Genomic DNA, 24,558 nt, shown 5'->3' on the forward strand with positions numbered 1-24,558 from the left:
TTTTAAGTGAATCATGCATTGGAATCATCACTTCTGCACGCCCTACTGTGGAACGGTGAGTACGAGCGCAGCATCCCCGAGCCCCGCCGAGTCCGATTGGGAAGGCCACCTGAAGGGCTCCAGCGCATACCGGCGGATCCTCGCCGGTCTTGCCCTTGCCGGTGTGGCAACCTTCGCGCAGCTGTACTCCACCCAAGCAGTCCTGCCACTCATGGCAAACGAACTGCACATCACGGCAGCAGAGGCAGCGCTCACCATTTCCTTGGCCACGGTAGGCCTCGCGGCAACGGTGCTGCCTTGGTCCTTCGTTGCCGACAAGATCGGCCGGGTACGTGCGATGGCCATCGGAATCGCGGCGGCCACCGTCCTGGGCCTGCTCGTCCCCCTGGCCCCCACCTTTCCGCTTGTCCTTGTTTTGAGGGCGCTCGAGGGCATGGCCCTTGGGGGTATTCCAGCGATCGCCATTGCTTACTTGAACGAAGAGGTCAACAAAGTACACGCCGCACTGGCTGCAGGCAGCTACGTAGCCGGGACCACCCTCGGTGGTCTTGCCGGGCGTTTGCTCGCCGGACCCATCGGTGAATTGTGGGGTTGGCGGGCCGCCGCCTTCGCGGTTTCGATCCTTGCGACAGCATCGGCTGCCCTGTTCCTGCTCCTGGTTCCGAAGCCGCGCCGCTTCACTCCAAGTTCCGCGGGAGGTTTCCGTGGGGCCATGAAGACGTTGGCGGGCCATTCTTCCAATCCGCGGCTGCTGGCTCTGTATGTTCAAGCGTTCCTGTTGATGGGCGGCTTTGTGGCCGTCTACAACTACCTCGGATTCCGCCTCCACGCGGCGCCCTTCGGACTGCCGGCCACCGTGGTCAGCCTGATTTTCCTGGCGTATTTGTCCGGTACCGTGAGCTCCCGCTGGGGTGCCGGATTGTCCATGCGCTTCGGCCGCCGCACGGTCATGCTCGCCGGGATAGCGACCATGACGGCTGGCCTTGGACTCACCCTGTGGGACAACATCGCCGCGGTTTTGGCGGGCTTGGTGGTCTTCACCGGCGGCTTCTTCGCCGCGCACAGCATCGGAGCAGGCTGGACCGGGACCATCGCGACGAGCGGCCGCGCGCAAGCCGCGTCGCTGTACAACCTCTCCTACTACCTTGGTTCCAGCATTATTGGCTGGGCCGGCGGACTCGCCTTCCAGGCGTTCGGCTGGACCGCACTCGCCTGGGCGGTCATCGCACTGGGGTGCACGACGGCGGTGGTCACCGCCGTCGTGCACCGGTCCCCGGCGCCGCAGCCCGCCGTCGTCGGCCGCTTGGAACCGGCCGGACAGGGAAAGTAGCAGCCGCTAGCGGGTCGACTCGATAGCCTGGACCAGGTCATCCATGATGTCGGCCGGATCTTCCAAGCCGATGGAGAGCCTGAGCATGCGGGCCTGGGGCTTGGCCTCCGGGGCAACCGGGCGGTGGGTAAGTCCGGCGGGGTGTTGGATCAGCGTGTCGATGCCGCCCAGCGACACTGCGTGCGTGATGAGGCGGACCGCGCCGGGAATCCGCTCCGCATGCTCGGCTGATTCAAGGTCGAAGGAGATCAACGAGCCCGGACCGCTCATCTGCGTGCCGACCAAGTGCAGGGGATCGCACTCGGGAAGCCCCGGATAGTACACCTTGGCGACGAGTTCGTGACTTGCGAGCGCCGCCGCGATTTTATGGGCGTGATCCTGCTGGGCACGCACCCGGATGGGAAGGGTCGCCAGACCCCGGTGCAAAAGGTAGGCGGGCCACGGGGTCAGGATGCCTCCGGTCACGGCGCGGACCCGGCGCAGCCGCGTGGCCCACTCCGCACTTGTTGCCACCACGCCACCCATGGCATCGCCGTGGCCGCCCAGGAATTTCGTGGCGCTGTGAAGCACCATCGCGACGCCGTGCTTGAGTGGCTGCTGGAGGATCGGGGTAGCGAAAGTGTTGTCCACGAGCACCGGAACGTCTCCGGCGTCGGCCACCAGGCGATTAAGGTCAACGAGGTCCAGGCTCGGGTTCGCGGGAGTTTCCACTACCACCAGGCCTGTGTCCGGGCGAAGGGCATCCCGCACGCCGTCGGCCTTGACGAAGGTGACCTGGTTGCCAAGCAGTCCGCTGGCGAGGACGTGATCTGTGCCCCCGTAAAGGGGCCGCACCGCAACCACGTGCGTCTTGCCTTCTGATTGGGAGGCGAGCAGCACTGCGCTGAAAGCGGCCATACCCGACGCAAAACCGACAGCTTGCGCTGCGCCCTCAAGCGCCGCTACGCCGTCTTCGAACCTGGCTACCGTAGGATTCCAGAGACGCTGGTACACCGTGCTCTGACCGTCGAGGGGCACCCCGCCCGTGGCCATCTGTTCGTAGGCGAGGCCGCCGTCGTGAACAGAGGGCAAAGGCGCAGTGGTTGAAAGGTCGATGGGAACGGCATGCACGCCCTGCTCCGTGAGTCCTGTCCGGCCCGCGTGGACTGCGAGTGTGTCGATGGCTGTCACTGCTCTCCTTGAATTATTCACCGTTGAATTCGGTCAGTATCTGGCAATAATTCGGAGATTGACAGTGCAAATGAATGCATTGAGTGGAAACTGGCACCTATGATGAATACACAGCACTTTCAGGAGGATCCGTGACCACCACCCCGAAGAACATTCGGCCCGTCGACATCAGTGAGCCTTTGGATGCGATCGACGAACGCATCCTCGCGGCTTTGGTTGACGATGCCCGGATCTCCAACAAGCAACTGGCCGAACTCGTCGGAATTGCTCCGTCGACGGCGCTTATGCGCACGCGGTCGCTCTCCGAACGCGGCATTATCGAGGGTTTCGAAGCCGTGCTTAGCCTCCCGGCAATCGGTCGATCGGTCCAGGCCCTGATCGCCGTACGCCTGCGCGCCCACGACCGCGACCAGATCGACCGCTTCACGGCCCGGGTTCCCGCTCTCCCTGCAGTGATCTCCACGTTCCACACTTCCGGCTCCGTGGACTACTTGCTGCATATCGCGGTCGCCAACACCGACGACCTCCGCGACTGGGTCCTGGACAACCTCGCGACCGACCCCGTGGTCGGACACACCGAGACCACTTTGGTCTTCGCCCACATCCAGGGCAACCACGGGCCGCTGCCGGAATAGCGGTTGACTTAGCCGCCAATTAGGCCGCTGCCCGGCTCAGGGACGTGGCTCTAGTCCCGAGTGTGCGGCCCCCATGGCGTCCTGGCGAAGATTACCTAGTTCCTGCCGGCGCGTGAGCGCCGCTCGCTGCATGGCCAGGTCGGCCGGAGGAATGTAGCGCCTCCGCTCGGCCCACGAAACCAGGCTGGTTCCGATTCCGGCAGCTGCCGACTCCAGCATGGAGGGCCGGCGGTAGGTGCCGCATGATGCGGTGGCTGTGCTCATGACTCTTTCCCTTCGGTGGCTGCTGCGTGCGACTTCGCGTCGCGGGATTTCTTGTCTCCGGCCCACGCCGGGACTCCCAGGATCGGGAATGCGTTGAAATGGATCTGCACGGGGCGGGCATCGTCCGCCTCGGGTTCGTTCCGGATTTCTTCCAGAAGGTTGCGGGCGAAGGCTTCCATTGAGCGGGCATAGCGGCCGAGCTGTTCGGCTGACATCCGGGCGTTGGCCGTATTGACGATGGCCGCGTCGAGCCAGTCTTCGTCCAAGGAGTCCATGCCGTGTGCCATGAAGTCGGCGAGCACGGCCTGCCTGGTGCGTTCGAACTCGCGGGTTACCAACCGCGATGCCTCCTGGGTTGCCGGCGAATGTGCCAGCTCGGGCGAAGTGATCTGGATGGCTCCCCGGGGACGCTCCCACCACCGCTCCCGCGCCGTTCCCCTGCCTTGGACTTCGTGGACGAAGTCGAACTTGGCGAGTTGCCTCAAGTGGTAGCTCGTAGCGCCACTGGATTCATCGAGGAGTTCGGCCAAGCTGCAGGCGGTCTGTGGCCCATAACGGGACAGCATCTCGAGGATCTGGACGCGCAGGGGGTGCGCCAGCGCTTTGAGGGATGCCGTATCGACCTTGCGGACGGGGAATTCCGGTTCTTGAACCTTGTCCATGCCGGAAACGCTACTCTTGCAAAGAAACCTTTGCAATAGTTTCTTTGCAAATCAATCTTTGCGAACTTGGACTTCCAGGATGAACAGTCAGTCAGCCCTTGCGGAGAACCCTGCGGAGGGAGACGACAGCGAGTACCGTCGCTGCGAGCCCGCACACGACGGTGAAATAGCTGGCAGCGGCGCCCAGCCCGATGAACGAAGCGGCCAGGCCCAGCCCGATGACCGGCACAGCGCTGCCAAGGTAGGTGATGACGTAGACAGTGCTGATGATTTGGGCATGCCGGGACGCTTCGACTTTGCCGGCAACGTCGTTGAACACGAGTCGGAAGGCGATCCCCTGCCCAACCCCGGCGGACAGGCTTGCTGCCACCAGCAGCAGCGGACTGGACAGGGAGGCCGCAGCGCCGACCAACACAATGGAAACCCCCAGGACCGCCAGCCCGGCGGGCACGGCGAAACGGCCACGGACCTTGAGCAACTGGCTGAGCGCGGACGCTCCGAGCGTGAGCCCCGCGAGTAGTCCGGTCATGGGGCGGGAATCGGCGTGCACGACGACGGCGAAGTAGCCGGGCGCGAGCGAAAGGCAGAACCCGAACACGGCAAAGCTGAGGAAGCCAACGCTCGAGGCCAGCCAAAACGCCCCCCTGGCTTCCCGCGAAACGGAGGGCCGTCGTGGGGCGAGCACCGTGTAGGGACGCGGGCCTTCGGCAGGCCGAATCGCGGGGCGTGCCTTGAGAAGCCACAGCGGGACCAGCAAGAGGAGCAGGACGGCCGCGTGGATGAAGAACGGCGTTGACGTGGCACCCGGGAGCAGCGAAAGCAGTCCACCGATGGCGGGACCGGCTGCCACCCCTCCCGAGGATGACAGCAAGGTGAAGCGTGAAGCCCACTCAGGCCGGGACGGAAGCAATTCACGCAAAGCCGCCGAACTCGCACCGGTGGCAAGTCCCACGGCAACGCCCTGGAGCATGCGGCCGGCCGAGAGCATCAAGAGATTGTCCGCGTTGGCGAAAACCAGGCCACCCACCAAGCCCACCAGGACAGCCAGAACCAGCGCAGCACGCCGCCCGATATGGTCCGACCAGTGGCCGGCGAGCATCAGCACTGCCACGAGCGCCAGAACGTAGCTCGCAAAGGCAATGGTCACGCCCAGTGAAGTGATTCCGAGTTCCGCTTGAAGCAGCGGATACAGCGGGCTCGCCAAGTTGGCACCCACCAGCAGTGTGAACATGACGGCGCCGGCCAGGACCAGCCGTGCCGTGGTGGAAGCATCCCAGCCCCAGCGCCCGGCGGTGGCCTGGCGCATGCGCAGTTCGCTAAAGACAGTCATTTCCGTGCCTTCGCCTCAGCGGCCATCACGGAACCTGGCCTTGTGGGCCGGGACTGGACGGCCCAAAATATCGATGGCAACAGGATGTCGTAAGCCTGCCGGATAGATCAGAGGTCCATGAAAGAATTGATCAGAACAGTCAAAATTGATATTCACCAATGACCAAAAATGAGCCGGAGTGATGATTTGAACAGCCTCGATCCGACGGACCTGAAGATCCTGCTGGAGCTGATCCGCGATCCCAGGGTTCAGATCGGCGAACTCAGCGAGTCCCTGGGGATTGCGCGCAACACCGCCCAATCGAGGATGCGCCGCCTGGTCCGCTCGGGCGTACTGAACGACGGCGGCCGCGAGGTCGACCTCGAAAAGGTGGGGTACGACGTCGTCGGCTTCGTGACGCTGGAGGTGACCCACCGGGAACTCGACGGCGTGATCGGGGCCCTGCGCCGCATCCCCCAGGTCCTTGAGGTGCATGAAATTTCCGGGCGTGGCGATCTCTTATGCCGCGTGGTGGCCACCGACACTCACAACCTGCAAACGGCGCTTCGCTCCGTCCTCAGAACCAAGGGCGTCATCCGCACGGAAACGGTCCTTGCCCTGCACACCCATATCCCCTATCGAACAGAGCCGCTCATCGGCCGGCTCGTGGAGGCCGCAGAAACGGCCAGCGCCTTGAAACGGGTCAAAACGCAGGTTTCCATTGATTCACCGGTCAGGGAAGCCGACTAGGATTCCAGAATGGATTGGCTCTCTTCTCTTCAGCACCTCAACTGGCTGGCGATACTCCTGGCCTTTGTTTCCAGCATGGTCATCGGATTTGTCTGGTACATGCCGGCGGTCCTCGGGAGACGGTGGATGCAGGCTATCGGCAAGACCGAGGAAGACCTCAAGAAGATCGACGGCGGCGCAGGAATCTGGATCCCCATGATGGTGGCCGCAGCATTCACAAGCATCCTGTTGGGCGTCCTCATCGGAAAGCTGGACGTGCAGGGAAGCTTGCACGCTGGTTTCTTTGCGCTAGTGATTGCGGTGGTCTTCCGCGTCGGCGGCCACGTCATCCACAACGGTTTCGCAGGCAGGCCGTCCGCCGTGACTCTCATCGACTCCGGCCATGACATCGTCGCCATGACTGTCGCCGGGGCAATCATCGGGGCGTTGCAGTAGAAGGAGGAGAATAACCTCGTGACCATCATTGACAATGCCGTCTATGTGAACGGCATCCGGACCGCGACTCCGGAAAGCCTTGAGCAAAGCGTCGAAACACTCGCCGCCCATGGCGGAATGGTGTGGATTGGACTGTACCGGCCGGACGAGACGGAAATGGCGGCGGTGGCTGCCGAGTTCGGCCTCCACCTGCTCGCCGTCGAGGACGCCGTCAACGCCCACCAGAGGCCCAAGCTGGAACGCTACGACAACAACCTCTTCACCGTCCTGCGGCCTGCGCGGTACGTAGACGCGACAGAGACCGTGGAGTTCGGCGAGCTTCACATCTTCACGGGGAGGAACTTCGTGGTCACGGTCCGGCACGCGGAAACGCCCGGGGTGGCCAAGGTCCGTCGCGATCTGGAACAACAACCGGAGCTTCTGCGCCATGGTCCCGAAGCCGTCCTGTACGCACTGTTGGACCGAGTGGTGGACGACTACGGCCCCGTGATCTCGGGCCTGGAAAACGACATCGACGAGATCGAGGACCAGCTCTTCGGCGGCGATCCCCTGGTTTCGCGGCGCATTTATGAACTCGCCCGCGAGGTCATCCAGTTCCAGCGCGCAATCAACCCACTCCCGGAGATGATGGCCTCGTTGAAGCGCGGGTTCGAGAAATACGGAGTCGACATCGAACTGCAGCGCAAACTCCGCGACGTCGAGGACCACGTCGAACAGGTAATATCCCGCGCCAATGGCTTCCGCGACCTACTTCAAAATGCCCTGACCCTCGACGGGACCCTGACCGCGAACCGGCAAAACGAGGCGAGTGCGGCACAAAACGAACAAACCAAGAAGATCTCCTCATGGGCCGCAATCTTCTTTGCACCGGCATTCGTTACCGGGCTCTACGGGATGAACTTCGACGTCATGCCTGAGCTCCATTGGCCGTTCGGCTATCCCATGGCGCTCGGCATGATGGTTGCCGCGGGATTTGTCATGTATGTCATCTTCAAGCGGAAGAACTGGCTCTAGTGTTCCTTGCCCCCGCCGGGCGACGCCCCGACGCGTCCGATCTCATAGCGGAAATCATCGCCGACGCCGAGGCTTCAGGATTCATCCTCGAGCCGGCCCAGGCCGCGGCCGCCGCCCGGCTCTGCCAGCTCGGCGAGTCGATTTCCGTCGGACGCAGGGGACTCCTACGACGGCGGATGCCGCGTAGCGTCTACCTTCACGGTCCGGTGGGACGCGGCAAAAGCTGGCTCATGGACAGCTTTTACCGTCAGTTTCCAGGGCGGAAAAGGCGCATCCATTTCCATGATTTCTTCCGTCAGCTGCACCGGGGTGTGCATGCTTCGGCCGGGAGGCCCGAGGCGGATGGCACCGCCATCCAACGTTCGGTGGATGCCTTGCTGTCCGGCGTCGACATCCTGTGCTTCGACGAATTCCACGTGCACGATGTGGGTGACGGGATGTTCATCGCCAAACTGCTCCGGACAGCGGCCCAACGGCGAGTCCCGCTCGTGGTGACTTCGAACTATCCACCGGATAAGTTGTTGCCGAACCCTCTGTGGCACGATCATTTCGTGCCGACCATCGGGGTGATCAAGGAGATGATGGACATCATGGAGATCGACGGAGGCACCGATTTCCGGCGTTCGCCGGTTGCTGGTTCCGCTGCGCCGCGGCCCAGCGACTCCGCTGGCCTGGAGGCCTTCCGCAGGGGCAAGATCATCACTCCCGGAACGCCGGCGCAGCTCGGAGCCTTCGGTTTGTTCCCGCCGGCGAAGTCACAAGAGCGGATCCTCACCCCCACGACGCAACCGCTCACCGTCAAAGCGGCTGACGACATGCTCTGGGTCAGTTTCACGGAATTGTGCGGCGGCCTCATGTCGACGGCCGACTACCTGGCGTTGGCGGATGACTACGGCACATGGGTGATCGACGGCGTACCCTCGCCAGCGCTCGAGTCGACTGCCGGGTCCGCACCGGCCTGGCAACGGTTCAGCAATGTCGTCGATGTCCTGTACGACCAGGACATCACGCTCTTCCTGGTGGGCCACGGCCCCTTGGACTGGGACCTGGCCCAGGATCCGGCCCACCGGACCAGCACCCAGCCCGTTGATCTGGCCAGAATTGCGAGCCGTCTGTCGCTCCTGGGCCGAGTGGAAGACTCGACGCCTTTTGAAGAAGTGGAGGCCGGGGGCAGCTAAGCATGCCTTCCCCGCAGACACTGAGCGAGGCCGGCCTCCAGGCCCCTTACCTCACAGGCGCCCCACGGCGAAAGCTGGGCTGGCCAAGCAGGGCTGTGATAACGCCGAACTACAACGCCGGGCCCCCTTGTCACATAAGGAGTCCCGGCGTCGTAGCAAAGGTTCGTTGTTATACGCGTGACCTGCCGCGGATGAAGTGGAAAATCAGAACGACGACGGCAACAACCAGAAGCAGGTGAATGAGCCCGCCGCCGAGGCCGCCGATAAAGCCGAGAAGCCAGAGAACGGCGATAATGATGGCTATCCAAAGCAACATGTGAGTCTCCTTCGTTTGTTCGCGTACCCAGGCCGGCGGCCTAGGGCATTCGTTACTAAGTATACTTACCAATGAGGGTAAGTGGGTGGATCAGTGCGGTTTTTGTCAGTGGACGGGGATCTCCAGGGGGAAAGCCTCGGCGATTCGCGCAACAAAACATCCTCCGCGGACAGTCGGGACGTGTCGATGACGACGCCAGCTTCTTTCACCATCCGGGAGTTGCCTTTCCCACACCAAAGGTTCCGTTGATCCACATCGTCATTCGCTGAGGGTACCTCCAGAATTGTGCCGAACCCGCTGCTCGCTCCCCGGGATGTGTACGAGGCGAAGACCAGACGGTGGAGGACGGAATGGCCCACGTTGGCGGTGCTCCCGTGGCCGGCGTGAGTTGTACGGCCTGAGTGAGGTTCCTTTTATCGGTGGCCCGTTTGGCGTTCGGAAGAGCGCTATGGGGTCTGTACCGCGCCTGTCATTGCGCGACACCAGGTCGCGTGTTCATCCATTCGGCCCGAAGTATTGAAAATACCTCCTTGTCGTAACGCCTGCCGTCGCAGACCCAGCTACTGCGCAGAACGCCGTCCGAACGCATGCGCAGTCGCTGCGCGACAGCAACGCTGCGGTCGTTGTCGGTGCGGCATCGCCATTCAACGCGGGACATCCCCCGATCTACGAACGCCCACTCCATGAGCAGCTCGACCGACCGGGTGATGAGGCCGCCTCCGACAGCATTGGGTTCGAGCCAGCAGCCGATTTCGCAAATGCCCCAGACGGGGTCAAACGTGACAAACATCACGCCCCCAATGATCTTGCCCTCGTCCCAGAGGCCATAGATACGCGCTCCATCATTCGCGGTGGCTGTGGCGTAACGCTGAAGGGTAGCGCGGGCACCCTCGACGGTGTCAGTGACAAACGCCGGTCCGACCCACGGCCGGATATGGTCTCGCGCCCTGCTCATATGCTCGGCAAACTCGCCGGCGTGCCATGTCTCGAGAGGCTTCAAGACGACCCTGTCTTGCACGACCGTTTCAAACATAGTTTCTCCAAAAGTTTTTCGAGTGTTTGGTTGCCAGTGGGTGTGGGTGATTTCTCGGACGCGTGCGGCTCAGAACAACAAGACCAGCCCGACGCCGGCTGCCGCAGCTCCGACGCATGCCGCCATAGTGCCCACTCCGTTGAGGAGGGCCAGGCCGGTCCGGCCGGCCTGGACAAGCCGGACGGTCTCCAGGCTTGCTGTACTGAACGTCGTGTATCCGCCGAGGAATCCTGTGCCGAGAATCAACTGGAGGGATTCCGAAGCCTGATGTGCCATGACCAGCCCCGCCAGGATTCCCATCAGCAGCGACCCGGAGAGGTTGATGAAGATCGTGCCCAGCGGCAACGCCGTCCGCGCCCAGGAACGGACCACCCCATCCACCACGAAACGGGCGGCCGCACCTGCCCCGCCCGCGAGCGCTATGAGAAGGACGGTCATGTCCGGGCTTTCGGCGTCCGTTGGGCGGACTTGTGCAGGAGCGCCCCAAGCCAAATACCCAGGGTTGTGGCCGCGACACCGCCTAACAGGCTGGCCACCAGGTACCACATGGCGTCCATCCCGCGTCCTGCTCCGAAGAGGTGCACCGAGTCCAGCGCCAGGGTGCTGTAAGTGGTGTAGGCCCCGAGGAAACCACTTCCGATGCCCAAGCGGGCAATCCGGCGGAGTCCGGCGTCGGGCCCGCTCCGGGCGAGCGCCTCGAGCAGACAGCCAAGCGCAAGCGCGCCGGATAGATTGATAAGCAGGGTAGGCAGCGGCCACGCGTTTGGCGCGGGAAGGGCCATACCGAACCCGTAGCGGCTCAAAGCGCCCAGGATTCCCCCGGCCGCGACGAGCAGGACGAACCGCCCGTGCAAGTGGAGCGGGCGGTGCGGGTTCCGGTCCGGAGGCGCCGTCTGGGCTTTGGCTCCCGGCGGTGCGGTGCTGCTTTCCTTCATTGATCCCTGCTTGGGTCGTGACGGCCCAAGGGAACCATGAGCACGGGGCAGTTTTGGCGATGTGCCAAATGCAAGGCTACCGATCCAGTGACAAGTCCTTCAAACTTCGGGCCGAGGCCGTGTTCCTTGGTTCCCACGACGATCATGGAAGCGTTGATACTCGCCGCATATCGGCCTAGCGACCGGGCAGGCTCGCCGGCGAGGGTCACGAAGGTCCACTGCAAACCCGTTCCGTCGAGTTGGTCCGCGATCCGGGATCGGAGCGCCTCCGAGATGGCCGCGGCGTCGTCGTCGATTCCGTCGGGATCGATCGGTTCGGCAGCCAGATGCCCATCCCGGTCCCCTGCCGCCGGGAAGCTCGTGACATCAGCGAAGGCCAGGACCAGTTCCAACCCGGCGCTGAGCGCTACTTCCGCGGCTTTCTCGATCACCGCGACGGGCTGGCGCGGAAGCACCCCTGCCAGCACGGGACCGGTCAACCGGGCGGGTCCCCGCTTGGCGGGCGCGTCCTCGCCGCGGGGGTTGCTCATGGGGCCTCCAGATGTCCGGATTCTCAGGCTGCGGTTCTTCCGTCTTGCTCCAGTATGGGCTTCCACGGCTGGCGTTGTCCCAAGTGCTAGGCGAGAATGTCGGTATGTGCGGTCGGTTCAGTGTCGGTTTCGAAGCAGACTATCTCTCGAGGAAGCTCGGTGCCGTGCTGCGCGGTGATACCGACTATCCCTCGCCTACGCTCCAGATCAACCCGACTGACCCCGTGCTCTTTCTACGGGGACGGACTGGAGACGGTTCGGTCGGACGCGAGCTCGCCGCCGGGCGGTGGGGCTTGGTTCCGACATTCTCCAAGTCCTTCGATTCGAAGGTACCCACCTGGAATGCGCGCTCTGAAACTGCAGGGGCAACCCCGGTATTCAGGGCTTCCCTGCCCAAGTGGCGGGCAGTCGTTCCGGCCTCGGCCTACTATGAGTGGAAGAAATCGGGTCCCGGTCGCAAGGATCCCAAACAGCGATACATCGTCGAACCGGAGGATGAGCTGATTACCTTCGCGGGATTGTTTGCGCCATGGCGTGACGAGAGCATTGAGGACAAGTCCGCGCCCGGCGCATGGCGTTTGTCCTGCTCCATCCTGACCATGGATTCCCCTCCCGAGGGTGTTCATGAGCGACTCCATAATTTGCATGACCGGATTCCGGTTCCGATCTCTGCGGACATGATCGACGATTGGATCGATCCCAAGGAAAGCAGGGGCCAGGCCTTGTTGGACGCCGTGCTGGGCGAGGCCTATGGCTTGTCGGCGGCGTGGACAATGAGGCCCGTCGAACTCGTCGAAGACAACACCAAGTTGGTGGACGTCGCGAACCCGGCTGCCTGACTCAACGCTCGTAGCGCAGTTCGGCCCTCACGTCCGTATCCTTTAGCCACGTCATTCTCGTGCCCGATCCGAAGGGATTAGGCCACCACTGGACCAGGACCTTGCCTTCCGACGTCCGGGTGACCATGGCCGGAACATACTGAAGGTATTTCGGCCAAACGAGCTTGGCGATAACGGGCACCCTTGAAACGGTCGATAACGGTTCCGTTTGCCGCGGGGGCGGGGCGCCGACTGAATTCAACGGCGCGGGATATTCGGGCTGGTCAGGCATGCCCGAATACTACTGCGAGGCATAGACAATATGGAGGTCAGGAGGTTCGAACTCCCTGTCTCCATCACTCCGGACCACCGGGCGTGCGACGGCCACTCCCCATGGCGCTGGGAAATGGCCGCCACTGGCTAAAGCCGCGCTAAAGCCGGGTGTCGAACGAGTCGCAGAACACGTTCTCGTTGAAGGTTCCTTGGAACTCGGACTTGCCCTGGATTTTCTGGATCGTAGCCCGGATGGCCTCCCGAGTCCCAGCATGGGCGTTGATGGCCGTCCTGACCATCGGTACATCGATCAAGTGGTTCGGCTGGTTCAGCGAAACGAACACCGTGGGGACTTCCGTGACGTACCACGGGATTTCGGCCGCCATAGGGCTGGACCACTTGATACGGATCGCAGCCTCTTGGGCAAAGCCCAAGACGCAAGCGAAGACGAACGCGGCGTCATACTTGTCCGCATAATCGCCGGTAGCTTCGTCCGAGATGACGCTCATGAAGTTCACGCCCGACTCCCCCGCAGCCTCACGCTGTTCTGCCGTCTTGAAAAGGTGGACCTCGAAACCGGCGGTTTCAAGTTCCTCCTTGACCGTATCCAGGTAGGCCAGCGGGTCCGCCCGGGTGAAATCGGAACCGCCGGAGATGCCATACAGGCGAATCCGCTTGTGCGTTTCCGGCGTGATGGGCAGGTTGCCGGCGGTGTCCTTGATCAGAGCGACGGTCTTGTCGGCGATTTCGGCGGCGACGGCGAGGTGAGCCTCGCTGCCGATCAGCCGCAGGGCCTCACGTGACGGGGTCAATTCTTCCGGCAGTTTCTTGTGCAGCCCCAGGCTGGCCTTCAGCCCCAGAATCCGGCGCAGCGCGTCATCCAGGCGCTGATCGCTGATCACTCCTGATTTGTAGCCGTCCATCATGTACTGGAAGTCCTCCGCCGGATTGCGGAAGAACAGGAACATGTCGCAGCCGGCGGCGATTGTGGCTGGAACGAGGTCCTTGCGCTTCTTGGCCTGGGTGAGTCCGACCATTTGCGACGCGTCAGTGAGGATCAGTCCGTTGAAGCCGAGTTCGCCACGGAGCAAGTCCTGGAGAAGCTCCGGGGCGAGGGTGGCGGGCAGGATGTCCCTGTCTTCCGTCCCCGGACGGAAATGCCGCGTGAGCTCAGGCGCCCCGATGTGTCCGGCCATGATCGATTGGACCCCGTGGCCGATCATTTCCCGGTACACGTGCCCGTAGCTGGAATTCCACTCCGCGTACCCTAGCGTGTTGTACGAAGTGACCACGTGCTGGTCGCGTTCGTCCACGCCGTCGCCCGGGAAGTGCTTGATGGCGCAGACAGTGGGCGATTCGCTGATGCCGTCGAAGTACTCCTTGGCTCGCTCCACGACGATTTCGGGAGTGTTGCCGAAGGCCCGGGTGGAAATGACCGTGTTGCGCCAGTTGTAGTGGATATCCACGATCGGCGCGAAGGCCCAATTACAGCCCAAAGCCGCGGTTTCCACACCGGCCACCTGGCCCATTTTCCGGGCGATGGACTTGTCCGGGTGCGAACCGGCCTGGAGGTGGGTCGACACGAATGTTCCGTCGTCGCAGCTTCCGGCTCCTCCCATTTCCGGGTTGGAGGCCACCAGAAGCGGGATGCGCGTTTTGGACTGGGCATAACGGATGTGTTCCTGGACAGCGGCGGACGGACCCGGCCGGTACCGCATCCCACCAACGTGATAGTTCTCCAGCACACCGTCGAGGTACTCCGGGGAGTAATCGTTGTTGTGGTTGATGAAGAGCTGCCCGATTTTTTCCTCGAGGCTCATGCCGTGGATGGTGGAATCCACCCACGCAACGGCGTCGTCGTCGAGATTGAACGGCGCAGCCTGGAGGTCGACGTCGAACTGGCGCGCCTGGATGCCCGCGGCACCCGCGGCGCGGCTGCCGGCCGGAGCTTTGGAACCTGCGACGGCGGCAATCCCGGCCAGCGCTTCCGCGACCACCTCGCTCACCGGGACGGCGATGTCCACGACGAACCCGGCCTCGTCGGCGTCGAGCGGTTCCAAGGTGGCGAGCTGCGAATCCAGCAGCGCAGGCGGCATGAAGTGGCCGGAACGCCCTTCGGTCCGTTCCCTCAGCACCTCTTTGCTGCCGTGCAGGTGCAGGAAGACAGTGTCCGGGGCCTTCTCACGAATGGCATCCCGGTAGCTGCGACGGAGTGCGGAACAGGCGAGAACCAACCCGCCGTCTCCAGCGTTGGCGAGTTCCGTGCCGACCGTCGCCAGCCACGGCCAGCGGTCTTCGTCAGTCAGCGGGGTTCCGGCAGCCATTTTGGCGACGTTTTCCACCGGGTGGAGCGAATCGCCGTCGAGGAAGGGAATTCCGAGAGCCCGGGCTACGAGGTCCCCGATGGTTGTCTTGCCGCAACCGGAGACGCCCATCACCACAATGCGCCGCGGCTTTTCCGCGGCTGCGGTGGGCTCGCCAGTCACGCCCACGCTCCTACCAGTCATGAACGGTGCCGTCCACGAGGCGGTTGTAGGGCAGGTAGGCCTGCTGGTACGGGAAGGAGTTGGCGGCTTCTTCGTTGAATTCGACGCCGAGGCCCGGCTTGTCGCCGGGGTGCAGGTAGCCGTCGGTGAAGGTCATGGACTGCTCGAAGACCGTGTTGGTCTTGTCCGAGTGCTGCATGTATTCCTGGATGCCGTAATTGTGGATGGCCAGGCCAACGTGCAGCTGCGCGGCGAAACCGACGGGGGAAATGTCGGTGGGGCCGTGGAAGCCGGACTTGATCTGGTACTGGGCAGCGAAGTCCATGACCTTCTTCAGAGGCGAGATCCCGCCGAAGTGCGTGGACGCGGCCCGGACGTAGTCGATGAGCTGTTCCTTGATGAGCGTCTGGAAGTCATACACCGTGTTGAAGATTTCGCCGATGGCGAGCGGTGTGGTGGTGTGCTGGCGGACCAGGCGCAGCCCTTCCTGGTTTTCGGCCGGGGTGCAGTCTTCGAGCCAGAACAGGTCGTACGGTTCCAGCGCCTTGCCGAGCTTGGCGGCCTGGATGGGGGTCATGCGGTGGTGGCCATCGTGCAGCAGCGGGATTTCCGGGCCGAACTCGTTGCGCACCGCTTCGAAGACGGTGGGCAAGTGGCGCAGGTAGGCGCGGGTATCCCAATCCTCTTCCTGCGGGAACGCACCGCGGCCGGCTGGCTCGTAGTCGTAACGCTCACCCGAAGCCTGCGCCTGGGCGGCCACGCCATAGACGGCCTTGATACCCGGGATGGCGGTCTGGATGCGGATCGACTTGTAACCGAGCTCAAGGTGCTCCCGGACCGAGTCGAACAAGGACGGGATGTCCGCACCGGAGGCGTGGCCGTACGCGCGGAGCCCGTTGCGGGAGGCGCCGCCCAGGAGCTGGTAAACCGGCAGTCCGGCGACCTTGCCCTTGATGTCCCACAGGGCCATGTCGACGGCGGCGATGGCGGCCATGGTGACCGGGCCGCGGCGCCAGTACGAGCTGCGGTACAGGAACTGCCAGGTGTCCTCGATGCGGTGCGGGTCCTTGCCGATCAGCAGCTGCGCAACGTGTTCCTTCAAGTAGGCGGCCACGGCGAGTTCACGGCCGTTAAGGGTCGCGTCGCCGATGCCGGTCACGCCGTCCTCGGTGGTGATCCGCAAGGTCACGAAGTTCCGGGTAGGGCTGGTCACGAAGACTTCAGCGGCAATGATTTTCACAGCTGGTCCTTTCAGGGTTGCTGATCGAGGGCTGGCCTGGCCCGGATGCGACGTGCACCACAGGGCGGGTAAAGACGATCTTAGGATGGATGACAATTATTGGCAACCGGTTGCAGTATTATTTCGTCGAGATTTTTTCTGGCCCAGCGGTTTCCGCTGCGGCCCGCTCGGCGGGGCTTGCGGCTGCACCCTCCTCGCTAAATGGCTCCTCGCCGGATGTTTCCAGGGAACGGCGGGCCTTGATCTCGCCCAGGATCTGGGCGTGGAATGCGTCAGTCAACTTGTACTTGGCCATGACGACAATCGCGAGGATGGTCATAATGGCGGGCAGCGCGCCTGCGGCAAACTGGATGGCCTGCAGGGATTCGGTGCTGTGTGTAGTGCCGGACTTGTAGCCGCCGGCCGCGAGCGCGTATGCGGCAAGGGCGCCGCCGACGGCTTGGCCCGTCTTGCGGGTGAAGGAGAACAGTGCGTAGGTGATGCCCTCAGTCCGGACACCGGTCTTCCATTCGCCGTATTCCACGGTATCCGCCTCCAGGGCCCACACCACGATATTGACGGCCATGACGCCAAGCATGCTCAAGAGCAGACCGGAAAATCCAACCCAGACCATGGAGGCCGGAGCAAAGAAGACGATTGCGCCACCGATGATGGCGAGGAAACCGGCAGCCACATAGATGGTCTTCTTGCCGAAGTTTCGGACCAGCCTCGGCATGAGCGGAGCGAGGGCAAAGGTCACCACCAGCTGGACGATGGAGAGGACCGCGTAGAGATCCAGCCGGCCGAGGACGTCGCGCAAGTAGTACAGCTGCACCGAAGACAGCGCCATGTAGCCGGTCAGGAAGAGGAAGGAGCTCAGGCACAGCATAAGCAGGGGACGGTTTGTCTTGAGTGTCGCCATGCTTTGCTTGAAGGAAACCTTGGGTACCGCACGGTGGACCCGCTCCTTGGCGGTCAGGAACGTGAAGAAGTACAGCGCTGCGCCGATCACGACGAAGACCAGGGTGATGATGGTGAACGTGGACTGCAGGTTTGCGCCGGGTTTGATGAGCGGAGCAACGAAGATGCCCAACGCAGAACTGACCAAAAGTGCGCCGACCATGCGGGCGGAGCCCAGCTTGGCTCGCTCCCCTGGCTCTTGGGTCATCGCGCCGGCCAGCGAACCGTATGGGATGTTCACCAGCGAGTAGGCCAGGCCCAGGGCCGCGTATGTCACGTAGGCGTAGAGCAACATCCCTGTTTCGCCGACCCGCGGAATGGAGAAGGCTGCGACGCTCAGAAGCAGCAATGGGATCGAGCCGAACATGATGAACGGGCGGAATTTTCCGAAGCGCTTGCTGTAGGCGCGGTCAACCAGTCGTCCGGCGAAGACATCGGCGAAAGCGTCGAAGATCCTCACGGTAAGCAACAGGGTGCCGGCGGCCGCCGCGGATATGCCCGCGACGTCGGTGTAGTAGACAAGGAGGAACATGGTGGCAGTAGTGAAGGCAAGGTTGTTGGCGGCGTCGCCAGCCCCATAGCCGAGGATGCTGAGTTTGCTGAGCTTGTTCATTGCGGGCTCCTTTACCCTTGCCGGTACCCCACGTTCCGGCTTGCGATGATGGAAAAGCTTCGGCCGAATCAGGCCTGAAATTGTTGAAGCTTTATGTAATTCTAATCACCCGGGCAATCATTCGGCAAGCGGTTGCCAAATGTTTCCATAGAACTTTCCACTTCAGGCCGGATTCGTCAAAGGTGAGCGAGTGTCAGGGGGAAGTGCCGTAAAGGTGAGCGAGCGTCAGGGGGAAAGTGCCGTAAAGGTGAGCGAGCGTCAGGGGGAAAGTGCCGTAAAGGTGAGCGAGCGTCAGGGGGGAAGTGCCGTAAAGGTGAGCGGGCGCAGTCCTGCCCAACGCCGGCTCACATACACCGGGTGTCCGACAGACGCTCGCTCACATATATCGCGGTCCTGCCGAACGCTCGCTCACTTGTCAGGGCCAAAACGAGGGCGCCCGTTGCCTTCACGTGGAAGGCAACGGGCGCGTCGGAAATGCGTGTCGGACTAGCTGAGGTTTCCAGCGACCGCGAAGGACTCGGCCAAACCCTCAACGAGGTCCACGATCGCCGCGTCGGCAACCAATTCCGGATCCACGAGGCCGAGCAGAGCCTCAAGCCGGGCACGTCCCGTGAGGAGGTTCGCCGCAGCGATGTCCGCCGCCAGCGGATCCTGGAGGCCTGCCGCCGTGGCGGTGTAGGCAGACCAGGCCGCGATCATCCGCGCAGCAGCCTGACCGCTCCGGCCGGCGGCGCGCTCGGCGCGGAGCACAGGCAGCGCCCGCATGCGCAGCTTGGCACTTCCATCCATGGCTATCTGGGCCAGATGGTGGGCGATCCGGGAATTTCCGAAGCGTTCCAGCAGGGCAGCCCGATACTCGGGGATGCGCAAGTCCTCACCGTGCAGGTTGGCAGCGGCCTCGTCCCAGAAGTCCTCCACCGACCGTCGACAGAAATCGTCGGCGAGGGCTTCGGCCACGGTCTTGTGTCCGCGCAACTGGCCGGCATAGGCGAGGAGCGAGTGTGCGCCGTTGAGAAGCCATAACTTGCGGTTCTCGTACGGCTCGATCTCGTCCACGAAAACGGCGCCCGCGTCTTCCCAATGCGGGCGTCCCGCGGGAAAGTCCCCGCTGAGGACCCAGTTGCGGAAGGGCTCGGCGACCACGGGCGATTCGTCGCGATATCCGCAGGCGGCGGCCACGGCGTCGATATCGGCCTCCGTCGTCCGCGGCGTGATGCGGTCAACGGAAGTGCTGACGAAACTGACGTTGGCGTCGATCCAGGCAGCGAGTCCGGCGTCGAACGCCTTGGCCATCCCCACCACGGCGCTCCTTGCGACGGTCCCGTTGTTGGAGAGGTTGTCGCAGCAGACGACGGCGAGTGGACCGGCGTCGGCGTCGCGGCGCGCAGCGAGGCCCAGCACCAGGCGGCCCAGCGGCGTCGTCGGCTTGCCCGAAGCAGAACCGCCAGAGAGCACGGCGAGGTCCGCGACGACGTCGGGCGCCTGGTTGTCCAACTTGCCGCCGGCCCCAAGCCGGTAGGCGGCTTCGGTGATGGTGAGCGTGATGACGGAGGTTAGTGACGCGGCGACAAGCTCGACAAAACGCTCGACGTCGGCACCGTCGACTGCCTCGACAATGCTGCCGATGACTTCGAAAGAATCACCCGCATCCGAACGCTCCACCACGGTGAACAGGCCGTCCTGGGCGGCCAGGACTTCGGCGGCATCCGGGCGGCGGCCCGTGAAGGAGGCGATGCCCCACTCCACCGAGTCGCCGGCATGCTGGGTGTACCACGCCTGGTGCGATCGGTGGAAGGCTCCCAGTCCTATGTGCACAATGCGCACCGGGGCTTTGCCGATGGGCTTGACGGCACGGCTCAAGCGGGGAAGATCCGCAGTTTGCCCGGGTTCGTTGCTCACAGCTTGAAGACCCTTCGGGGTGAGGAGTCGACCACGTCGACGATGATTTCATGGGCCCGGTCTTCGCTGACACGGTGCTCGGCTACGAGACGGGCGAGGAAGGATGCTTCGATCCGGCGGGAGGCGTCGTGCCGGGCCGGGATGGAGCAGAACGCACGGGTATCGTCGATGAAGCCCGAGGACCGGGAGAAGCCGGTTGTCTCGGTAACGGCGGAGCGGAAGCGGAGCATGGCATCCGGTGCATCGAGGAACCACCACGGAGCGCCGAGGTACACGGAGGGGTAGAACCCAGCCAGCGGCGCGAGTTCGCGGGAGAACACCGTCTCGTCCAGCGTGAACAGCACCAGGTGGAAGTCCTTGGCCGTGCCGAAGTCCCGGAGCAAGGGCCGGATGGCTTCGGTGTAGTTGGTGGCGAACGGGATGTCGTGGCCGGTGTCCGCCCCGTAGGCGTCGAAGGTGGGCTGGTGGTGGTTGCGGAAGGAACCCGGATGGATCGTCATGACCAGGCCGTCTTCGACGGACATCCTGGCCATCTGGTACATCATGTGGGCTTCGAAGGTGTTGCGGTCCTCGGCCGTGGCCTTGCCGGCGCGCGCAAGCTCGAAGATCCGCTCGGCTTCGCTCCGGTCCAGCTTGAGGGTCGCCGGGGTGAGGACGCCGTGGTCCGCGGACACCGCACCATGGTCCACGAAATAACGACGGCGGTTTTCCAGGGCCTTGAGGTAGCCGGTGTAACCGGTTGCGCCGTCGCCGGCGGAATCGACAAGCCGCTCAACGTTGGCATTCCACGCCGGGTGGGCGATGTTCAGGTAGGCATCCGGACGGAAGGTCGGCAGCACGCGGCCGTTGAAGGAGGGGTCATCGGCGATGGCCTTGTGGCTGTCCAGGCTGTCCAGTGGATCGTCCGTGGTGGCGAGGACTTCGATGTTGAAGTCCTTGAAGAGCTGGCGGGGACGGAAATCAGGCTCGACGAGCTTGGCGGCAATGGCGTCGTAGCTGGCGTCGGCAGGCATCTCGCCAAGGTCCGCGCCAAGCTTGAACACGCTGTCGAACTGCGTACGCAACCAGTACCCGGAGGCAGTGCCTTCGAAGAGGGGCCACGCCTGGACGAAAGTCCGCCAGATCTCCCGCGATTCGGAGTGGTTGGCGCCTCCCGAGAGCAGCTTTCCCATGGGGACTCCGCTGGCGTGGATCAGCCTGGTGACATAGTGGTCCGGGCTGACCAGGAGCGCGGCCGGATCAGGGAACGGCGTGTTGTGCTCGATGACGGCGGCGTCAACGTGGCCGTGCGGAGAGATGATGGGCAGGTCCTGGACGCGCTCCAGCAGGGAGCGCGCAATGCTGCGCGTCCCGGGATCCGCGGGCAGGAGCCGGTCAGGATTGGCTGCGATCGACTGTGACATAGGTCAATTTTCAGTCGGAAGAATCAATCTGTCAACCGGTTGCCAACTATTGCCATGTCGTTGCAACTCCCCCCGGGGATCGCTTGAAGCTACGCGATGAGCCGTCCGCTGGAGCCGCGCACCACGAGCTCCGTGTCCACGCGAACTGCTCCCGCGGGCCCATCCTGGCCGAGCAGCATGTCCAACAGAAGGGCGGCAGCGCGGGAACCGCACTCCCCCAACGGCGACCTCACGGTGGTGAGGGCCGGCGTCGTGAAGTCTGCCCCGAAGATGTCATCGAAACCGACAATGCTGATCTGATCCGGGACGTGCATGCCGGCGGCCTGAAGCTCCTGCATGAGGCCTATGGCGAGGAGGTCGTTGTAGGTGATCACCGCCGTCGCACCGCTCGCCAGGACGTCGCGCGCTACTTGGCGGCCGCCGTCGACGGTTGGCTTGGACGATTCCAAGCGGACCGACCCCAATTTGTACCAATCGCAGGCGGCTTGGACGCCTTCCCAGCGGCGGCGCGACATCCAGGACTGCGGCGGCCCCGCAACATAAGCGAGCTGCTGGTGGCCGTTGGCGGCTAGGCTCCGCACGGCCTGGCTAATCCCCTTGTTGACGTCCGGGACCACGCATGGCACTCCTTCTATTTCGCGGTTGATCACGACCACCGGCTTGTCTGCGGCCAAGGCACGGATCTTTTCGTCGTCCATGCGCGGACTCGCCAAAATGAGACCGTCGACTGTACTCAACATCCTGCGGGCCGCAATCAACTCGGTTTCGGGCGACTCTGCGGACTCGGCCAGCACCAGGGTGTAGTCCCGGGCGGACCCCGTGGTTTCCGCACCGCGGATGATGTCGAAGAACGTCGGGTTGGTGATATCCGCGACGATCAGTCCGATCGTCTGGGTACGGCCGGTGGGAAGTGCCCGGGCGAAAGGGTTCACCTGGTAGTTCAGCTGCTCGGCGGCATCCTCGATGATCTTCTGGGTCTTGGCACTGACCCTGCCGGGTTTGCTCAACGCGCGCGAAACCGTGGATGGGTTGACTCCCGCGAGCCTCGCGATGTCGTAGATGGTGGGCGAGGATTTCTCCCCGCGGCCACGCTTGGCGGGGAAGGTTGCTGCTCCGGATTTCGTCGCTTCAGTCACGGCTCCATCGTAATCCGGCTTGGCAACAAAAGCAGGACGGTTGCCAAACCGTTCGGCCGGCGACCGCCCTGCTTATATGCCCCGCTTGAGTGCCCCGCTTGAGTGCCCCGCTGATTTACGAGCGCTCGGCGAACTTGCCTTCTTCGGCGATGCGCTGGTTGAGCTCGCGCATGTACTCGTCCTCGTCGAAGTCCAGGGGGACTTCCCTGCCGGTCCAGCTCGACAGGTGGATGGCGTTGGCCAGGCGGACGCCCTTGATGCCGTCCGAGCCGGGTGCCAATAGCGGAGTGCCGTCCAGGATCTTGGCCGCGAAGTTCTCCAGGACGCCTGCGTGCTGTCCGCCCCAGGCCGACTCGAACTCGATGACTTCGGTGGTGTAGTAGTCCTCGGCTTTCAATTCGCCCATGAAGAGTTTGCGGACATCGTCCATGTCCATTCCGTCGCTGAGCTCGCGCTCGGGCTTGACCAGGCGGGTCACTGTGGCGGTCTTGCTGTTTTCCACCACGATCTTGCCCTGGTCGCCCAGGATCTCGAAGCGGTCCGTGCCCACGAGGTCGTGCGTGGCCGTAACGAAAACGCCGGTGGCGCCGTTGCCGTAGTCCACGACGGCGGTGACCTCGTCTTCGACGGCGATGTCCCGGCGGAATCCGTACGCCACCTTGGAGTAGACGGACTTCGGCACGCCGCAGATCCACTGCCACAGGTCGAGCTGGTGGGGTGCCTGGTTGACCAGGACGCCGCCGCCTTCGCCGCCCCACGTTGCGCGCCATTCGCTGGAGTTGTAGTAGCCCTGAGGACGCCACCAGTTGGTGATGATCCAATTGGTGCGCCGGATGGCCCCGATCTCGCCGTTGTCTACGATCTCCTTGAGCTTCTTGTAAAGCGGGTTGTTGCGCTGGTTGAACATGATGCCGAAGGAAAGCTCGGGCTTGGAGGCCGCGAACTCGTTGAGCTCCTTGACCTGCTTCGTGTAGACGCCGGCGGGCTTCTCCACAAGCGCGTGGATGTTGCGCTTGAGGGATTCGATGCCCATTTCCGGGTGCAGGTAGTGGGGCACGCACGTGACAATCGCGTCGACGTCGCCGCTTTCGAGCATCGCAATGTAGTCGTCGTAGAAAGGCGCGTCGGGGTACAGCGAAGCTGCCATTTCCTTCTTTGCAGGATCGGTGTCGCAGATAGCGCCGATCACCATGTTCGGGACCAGGCCGTCAGTGATGAATTTGGCGTACGTGCCGCCCTGCTGGCCCAGGCCGATGATGCCAAGGCGTACTTTCTTGCTCATGAGTGGATCTCCGTTGTTGAGGGATTAGAAGAGGTCGGCGTGGCCCATGGCCACCAGGTTGTCGTAGGAAGTCTGCAGCGCTTCCCACACCGTGCGGCCGTAGAGCTCGTCCTGCTCCACGAGCAGGTACTCCGCGCCGGCAGCCTGGGCCGCCGGAATGATGGACGGGAAGTCAAGGTTGCCTTCCCCCACTTCGGCGAACTGGACCACGTTCTTGAACTCGGCCATGAAGCCCGCGATGTTCCCTGATTCCAGGAGCCCAAAGGCCTCCTCCGGCATCTCACCGATCCGGTAGTCCTTCAGGTGCACCATGGCAGTGCGTCCGGCGTACTTTGCCAGGGTCCGGACAGGGTCCAGGCCGCCGCGCTGCACCCAGTGCACGTCGATTTCCATGCCCATGGCCGGGGAGTTTTCGGCAATGATGTCCAGCATGTATTTGCCGTCGAACTTGGCGAACTCGATGTGGTGGTTGTGGTAGTAGAGGCCGATGCCGTGTTCCCGCAGGCGTTCAGCGTATTCGTTGGCCCGCTTCGCGAAGTCCACCGCGGCGTCGATCGACTTCATGGCCGGGAACGGCATCATGCCAATCCGCAGGAGGTGCGTGTCAAGTCGCTTTGCGTCGTCAACGATCTTGTCGAAGTGGTCCTTGAGGGACTCCCCCGGCGTGCCTTTGGGCGTCTCCATGGCGACCGAAAGCGCCGCGACGTCCATGCCAAGTTCGCTGCGGGAACGGTCCAGATCGGCAACGTTTTCCGGTGTCATCGGGATCTGGGAGATTTCGACGGCGTTGTACCCGATCGCGCTGACCTTGCGAAGCGTTTCAAACGCCCCGGCTTCGGCAAAACTGCCCTTCAGCATCATTGCCTGTACGCCGATTTTTGCCATTTTGTCCTCCGTTGTTCCGGGCC

At 63.3% G+C, this 24,558-nt stretch carries 25 protein-coding genes; 7 read left to right on the top strand and 18 right to left on the bottom strand.

The annotated features are described in order from the left end of the window. The first annotated feature begins 13 nt into the window (after positions 1 to 13). A complete protein-coding gene (locus tag LFT47_RS15495; RefSeq protein WP_442863404.1) occupies positions 14 to 1,330 on the top strand; it encodes an MFS transporter in 1,317 nt (438 codons plus the stop codon). Between the two features lie 6 nt (positions 1,331 to 1,336). Here LFT47_RS15495 and LFT47_RS15500 read toward each other — a convergent pair whose 3' ends face one another. Beyond that, on the bottom strand, positions 1,337 to 2,500 hold the full coding sequence (locus tag LFT47_RS15500; RefSeq protein WP_236812112.1) for a trans-sulfuration enzyme family protein: 1,164 nt from the start codon (positions 2,498 to 2,500) through the stop codon (positions 1,337 to 1,339). A gap of 131 nt (positions 2,501 to 2,631) precedes the next feature. On the opposite strand from LFT47_RS15500, the gene LFT47_RS15505 reads away from it, so the two are divergent. After that, positions 2,632 to 3,135, top strand: coding sequence for an Lrp/AsnC family transcriptional regulator (locus LFT47_RS15505; RefSeq protein WP_236812113.1), 504 nt, complete (start codon positions 2,632 to 2,634; stop codon positions 3,133 to 3,135). 36 nt (positions 3,136 to 3,171) lie between these two features. Here LFT47_RS15505 and LFT47_RS15510 read toward each other — a convergent pair whose 3' ends face one another. From LFT47_RS15510 to LFT47_RS15520, 3 genes are all read right to left on the bottom strand, one after another. Then, complete coding sequence (locus LFT47_RS15510; protein WP_236812115.1) at positions 3,172 to 3,399, bottom strand: 2-nitropropane dioxygenase; 228 nt, start codon at positions 3,397 to 3,399, stop codon at positions 3,172 to 3,174. Continuing rightward, positions 3,396 to 4,061 carry an ArsR/SmtB family transcription factor gene (locus LFT47_RS15515; protein ID WP_236812116.1) on the bottom strand — a complete coding sequence of 222 codons (666 nt, stop codon included), beginning with the start codon at positions 4,059 to 4,061 and terminating at the stop codon, positions 3,396 to 3,398. Before LFT47_RS15515 ends, LFT47_RS15510 begins: the two co-directional genes overlap by 4 nt. A gap of 91 nt (positions 4,062 to 4,152) precedes the next feature. Next, a complete protein-coding gene (locus LFT47_RS15520) occupies positions 4,153 to 5,391 on the bottom strand; it encodes an MFS transporter (protein ID WP_236812118.1) in 1,239 nt (412 codons plus the stop codon). A gap of 168 nt (positions 5,392 to 5,559) precedes the next feature. Between LFT47_RS15520 and LFT47_RS15525 the strand changes: the two genes are divergently transcribed. The 4 genes from LFT47_RS15525 to zapE are packed head-to-tail and all read left to right on the top strand — an operon-like array spanning position 5,560 to position 8,747. Further along, entirely contained in the window at positions 5,560 to 6,120 is a 561-nt protein-coding gene (locus LFT47_RS15525) for an Lrp/AsnC family transcriptional regulator (RefSeq protein ID WP_236812120.1), read from the top strand. A 9-nt stretch (positions 6,121 to 6,129) separates the two neighbouring features. Further along, positions 6,130 to 6,555: a DUF1761 domain-containing protein gene (locus tag LFT47_RS15530; RefSeq protein WP_236812122.1), complete on the top strand. Its 426-nt coding sequence runs from the start codon at positions 6,130 to 6,132 to the stop codon at positions 6,553 to 6,555. Between the two features lie 18 nt (positions 6,556 to 6,573). Further along, a complete protein-coding gene (corA, locus tag LFT47_RS15535) occupies positions 6,574 to 7,569 on the top strand; it encodes a magnesium/cobalt transporter CorA (protein WP_236812124.1) in 996 nt (331 codons plus the stop codon). Beyond that, positions 7,569 to 8,747 (top strand): cell division protein ZapE, encoded by a 1,179-nt coding sequence (gene zapE, locus LFT47_RS15540; protein ID WP_236812125.1) that lies wholly within the window; start codon positions 7,569 to 7,571, stop codon positions 8,745 to 8,747. The genes corA and zapE overlap by 1 nt, the downstream gene beginning before the upstream one ends. Positions 8,748 to 8,916: 169 nt before the next feature. Here zapE and LFT47_RS15545 read toward each other — a convergent pair whose 3' ends face one another. From LFT47_RS15545 to LFT47_RS15565, 5 genes are all read right to left on the bottom strand, one after another. Continuing rightward, positions 8,917 to 9,063, bottom strand: a complete 147-nt coding sequence (locus tag LFT47_RS15545; RefSeq protein ID WP_236812127.1) for a lmo0937 family membrane protein — start codon at positions 9,061 to 9,063, stop codon at positions 8,917 to 8,919. Between the two features lie 469 nt (positions 9,064 to 9,532). Then, the gene (locus tag LFT47_RS15550) at positions 9,533 to 10,096 is read right to left on the bottom strand and encodes a GNAT family N-acetyltransferase (protein WP_236812129.1); all 564 of its coding nucleotides are present in this window, start codon (positions 10,094 to 10,096) and stop codon (positions 9,533 to 9,535) included. 69 nt (positions 10,097 to 10,165) lie between these two features. Then, a complete protein-coding gene (crcB, locus tag LFT47_RS15555) occupies positions 10,166 to 10,534 on the bottom strand; it encodes a fluoride efflux transporter CrcB (RefSeq protein ID WP_236812131.1) in 369 nt (122 codons plus the stop codon). Then, a complete protein-coding gene (locus LFT47_RS15560; protein ID WP_236812133.1) occupies positions 10,531 to 11,031 on the bottom strand; it encodes a fluoride efflux transporter FluC in 501 nt (166 codons plus the stop codon). Before LFT47_RS15560 ends, crcB begins: the two co-directional genes overlap by 4 nt. Then, positions 11,028 to 11,561: a universal stress protein gene (locus LFT47_RS15565; protein ID WP_236812135.1), complete on the bottom strand. Its 534-nt coding sequence runs from the start codon at positions 11,559 to 11,561 to the stop codon at positions 11,028 to 11,030. The genes LFT47_RS15560 and LFT47_RS15565 overlap by 4 nt, the downstream gene beginning before the upstream one ends. Before the next feature lie 104 nt (positions 11,562 to 11,665). Between LFT47_RS15565 and LFT47_RS15570 the strand changes: the two genes are divergently transcribed. Then, on the top strand, positions 11,666 to 12,400 hold the full coding sequence (locus LFT47_RS15570; RefSeq protein ID WP_236812137.1) for an SOS response-associated peptidase: 735 nt from the start codon (positions 11,666 to 11,668) through the stop codon (positions 12,398 to 12,400). 1 nt (position 12,401) lies between these two features. Here LFT47_RS15570 and LFT47_RS15575 read toward each other — a convergent pair whose 3' ends face one another. From LFT47_RS15575 to LFT47_RS15615, 9 genes are all read right to left on the bottom strand, one after another. After that, positions 12,402 to 12,671, bottom strand: coding sequence for a hypothetical protein (locus LFT47_RS15575; RefSeq protein WP_236812139.1), 270 nt, complete (start codon positions 12,669 to 12,671; stop codon positions 12,402 to 12,404). Between the two features lie 139 nt (positions 12,672 to 12,810). Further along, the gene (locus LFT47_RS15580; protein ID WP_236818634.1) at positions 12,811 to 15,087 is read right to left on the bottom strand and encodes a gluconokinase, GntK/IdnK-type; all 2,277 of its coding nucleotides are present in this window, start codon (positions 15,085 to 15,087) and stop codon (positions 12,811 to 12,813) included. 61 nt (positions 15,088 to 15,148) lie between these two features. Next, positions 15,149 to 16,378, bottom strand: a complete 1,230-nt coding sequence (gene manD / locus LFT47_RS15585; protein WP_059387443.1) for a D-mannonate dehydratase ManD — start codon at positions 16,376 to 16,378, stop codon at positions 15,149 to 15,151. A 118-nt stretch (positions 16,379 to 16,496) separates the two neighbouring features. After that, the gene (uidB, locus tag LFT47_RS15590; protein WP_236812141.1) at positions 16,497 to 17,930 is read right to left on the bottom strand and encodes a glucuronide transporter; all 1,434 of its coding nucleotides are present in this window, start codon (positions 17,928 to 17,930) and stop codon (positions 16,497 to 16,499) included. 486 nt (positions 17,931 to 18,416) lie between these two features. After that, positions 18,417 to 19,829: a mannitol dehydrogenase family protein gene (locus LFT47_RS15595; RefSeq protein WP_236812143.1), complete on the bottom strand. Its 1,413-nt coding sequence runs from the start codon at positions 19,827 to 19,829 to the stop codon at positions 18,417 to 18,419. Continuing rightward, the gene (gene uxaC, locus LFT47_RS15600; protein WP_236812146.1) at positions 19,826 to 21,232 is read right to left on the bottom strand and encodes a glucuronate isomerase; all 1,407 of its coding nucleotides are present in this window, start codon (positions 21,230 to 21,232) and stop codon (positions 19,826 to 19,828) included. Before uxaC ends, LFT47_RS15595 begins: the two co-directional genes overlap by 4 nt. An 89-nt stretch (positions 21,233 to 21,321) precedes the next feature. Next, positions 21,322 to 22,368, bottom strand: a complete 1,047-nt coding sequence (locus tag LFT47_RS15605; RefSeq protein ID WP_236812148.1) for a LacI family DNA-binding transcriptional regulator — start codon at positions 22,366 to 22,368, stop codon at positions 21,322 to 21,324. Positions 22,369 to 22,483: 115 nt separating this feature from the next. Beyond that, the gene (locus LFT47_RS15610) at positions 22,484 to 23,650 is read right to left on the bottom strand and encodes a Gfo/Idh/MocA family protein (RefSeq protein ID WP_236812150.1); all 1,167 of its coding nucleotides are present in this window, start codon (positions 23,648 to 23,650) and stop codon (positions 22,484 to 22,486) included. A gap of 24 nt (positions 23,651 to 23,674) precedes the next feature. Then, positions 23,675 to 24,535: a sugar phosphate isomerase/epimerase family protein gene (locus LFT47_RS15615; protein WP_236812152.1), complete on the bottom strand. Its 861-nt coding sequence runs from the start codon at positions 24,533 to 24,535 to the stop codon at positions 23,675 to 23,677. Positions 24,536 to 24,558: the final 23 nt, after the last annotated feature.

It is taken from the genome of Arthrobacter sp. FW306-2-2C-D06B, assembly GCF_021789175.1.
In the GTDB taxonomy this organism is placed as follows: Bacteria; Actinomycetota; Actinomycetes; order Actinomycetales; family Micrococcaceae; genus Arthrobacter.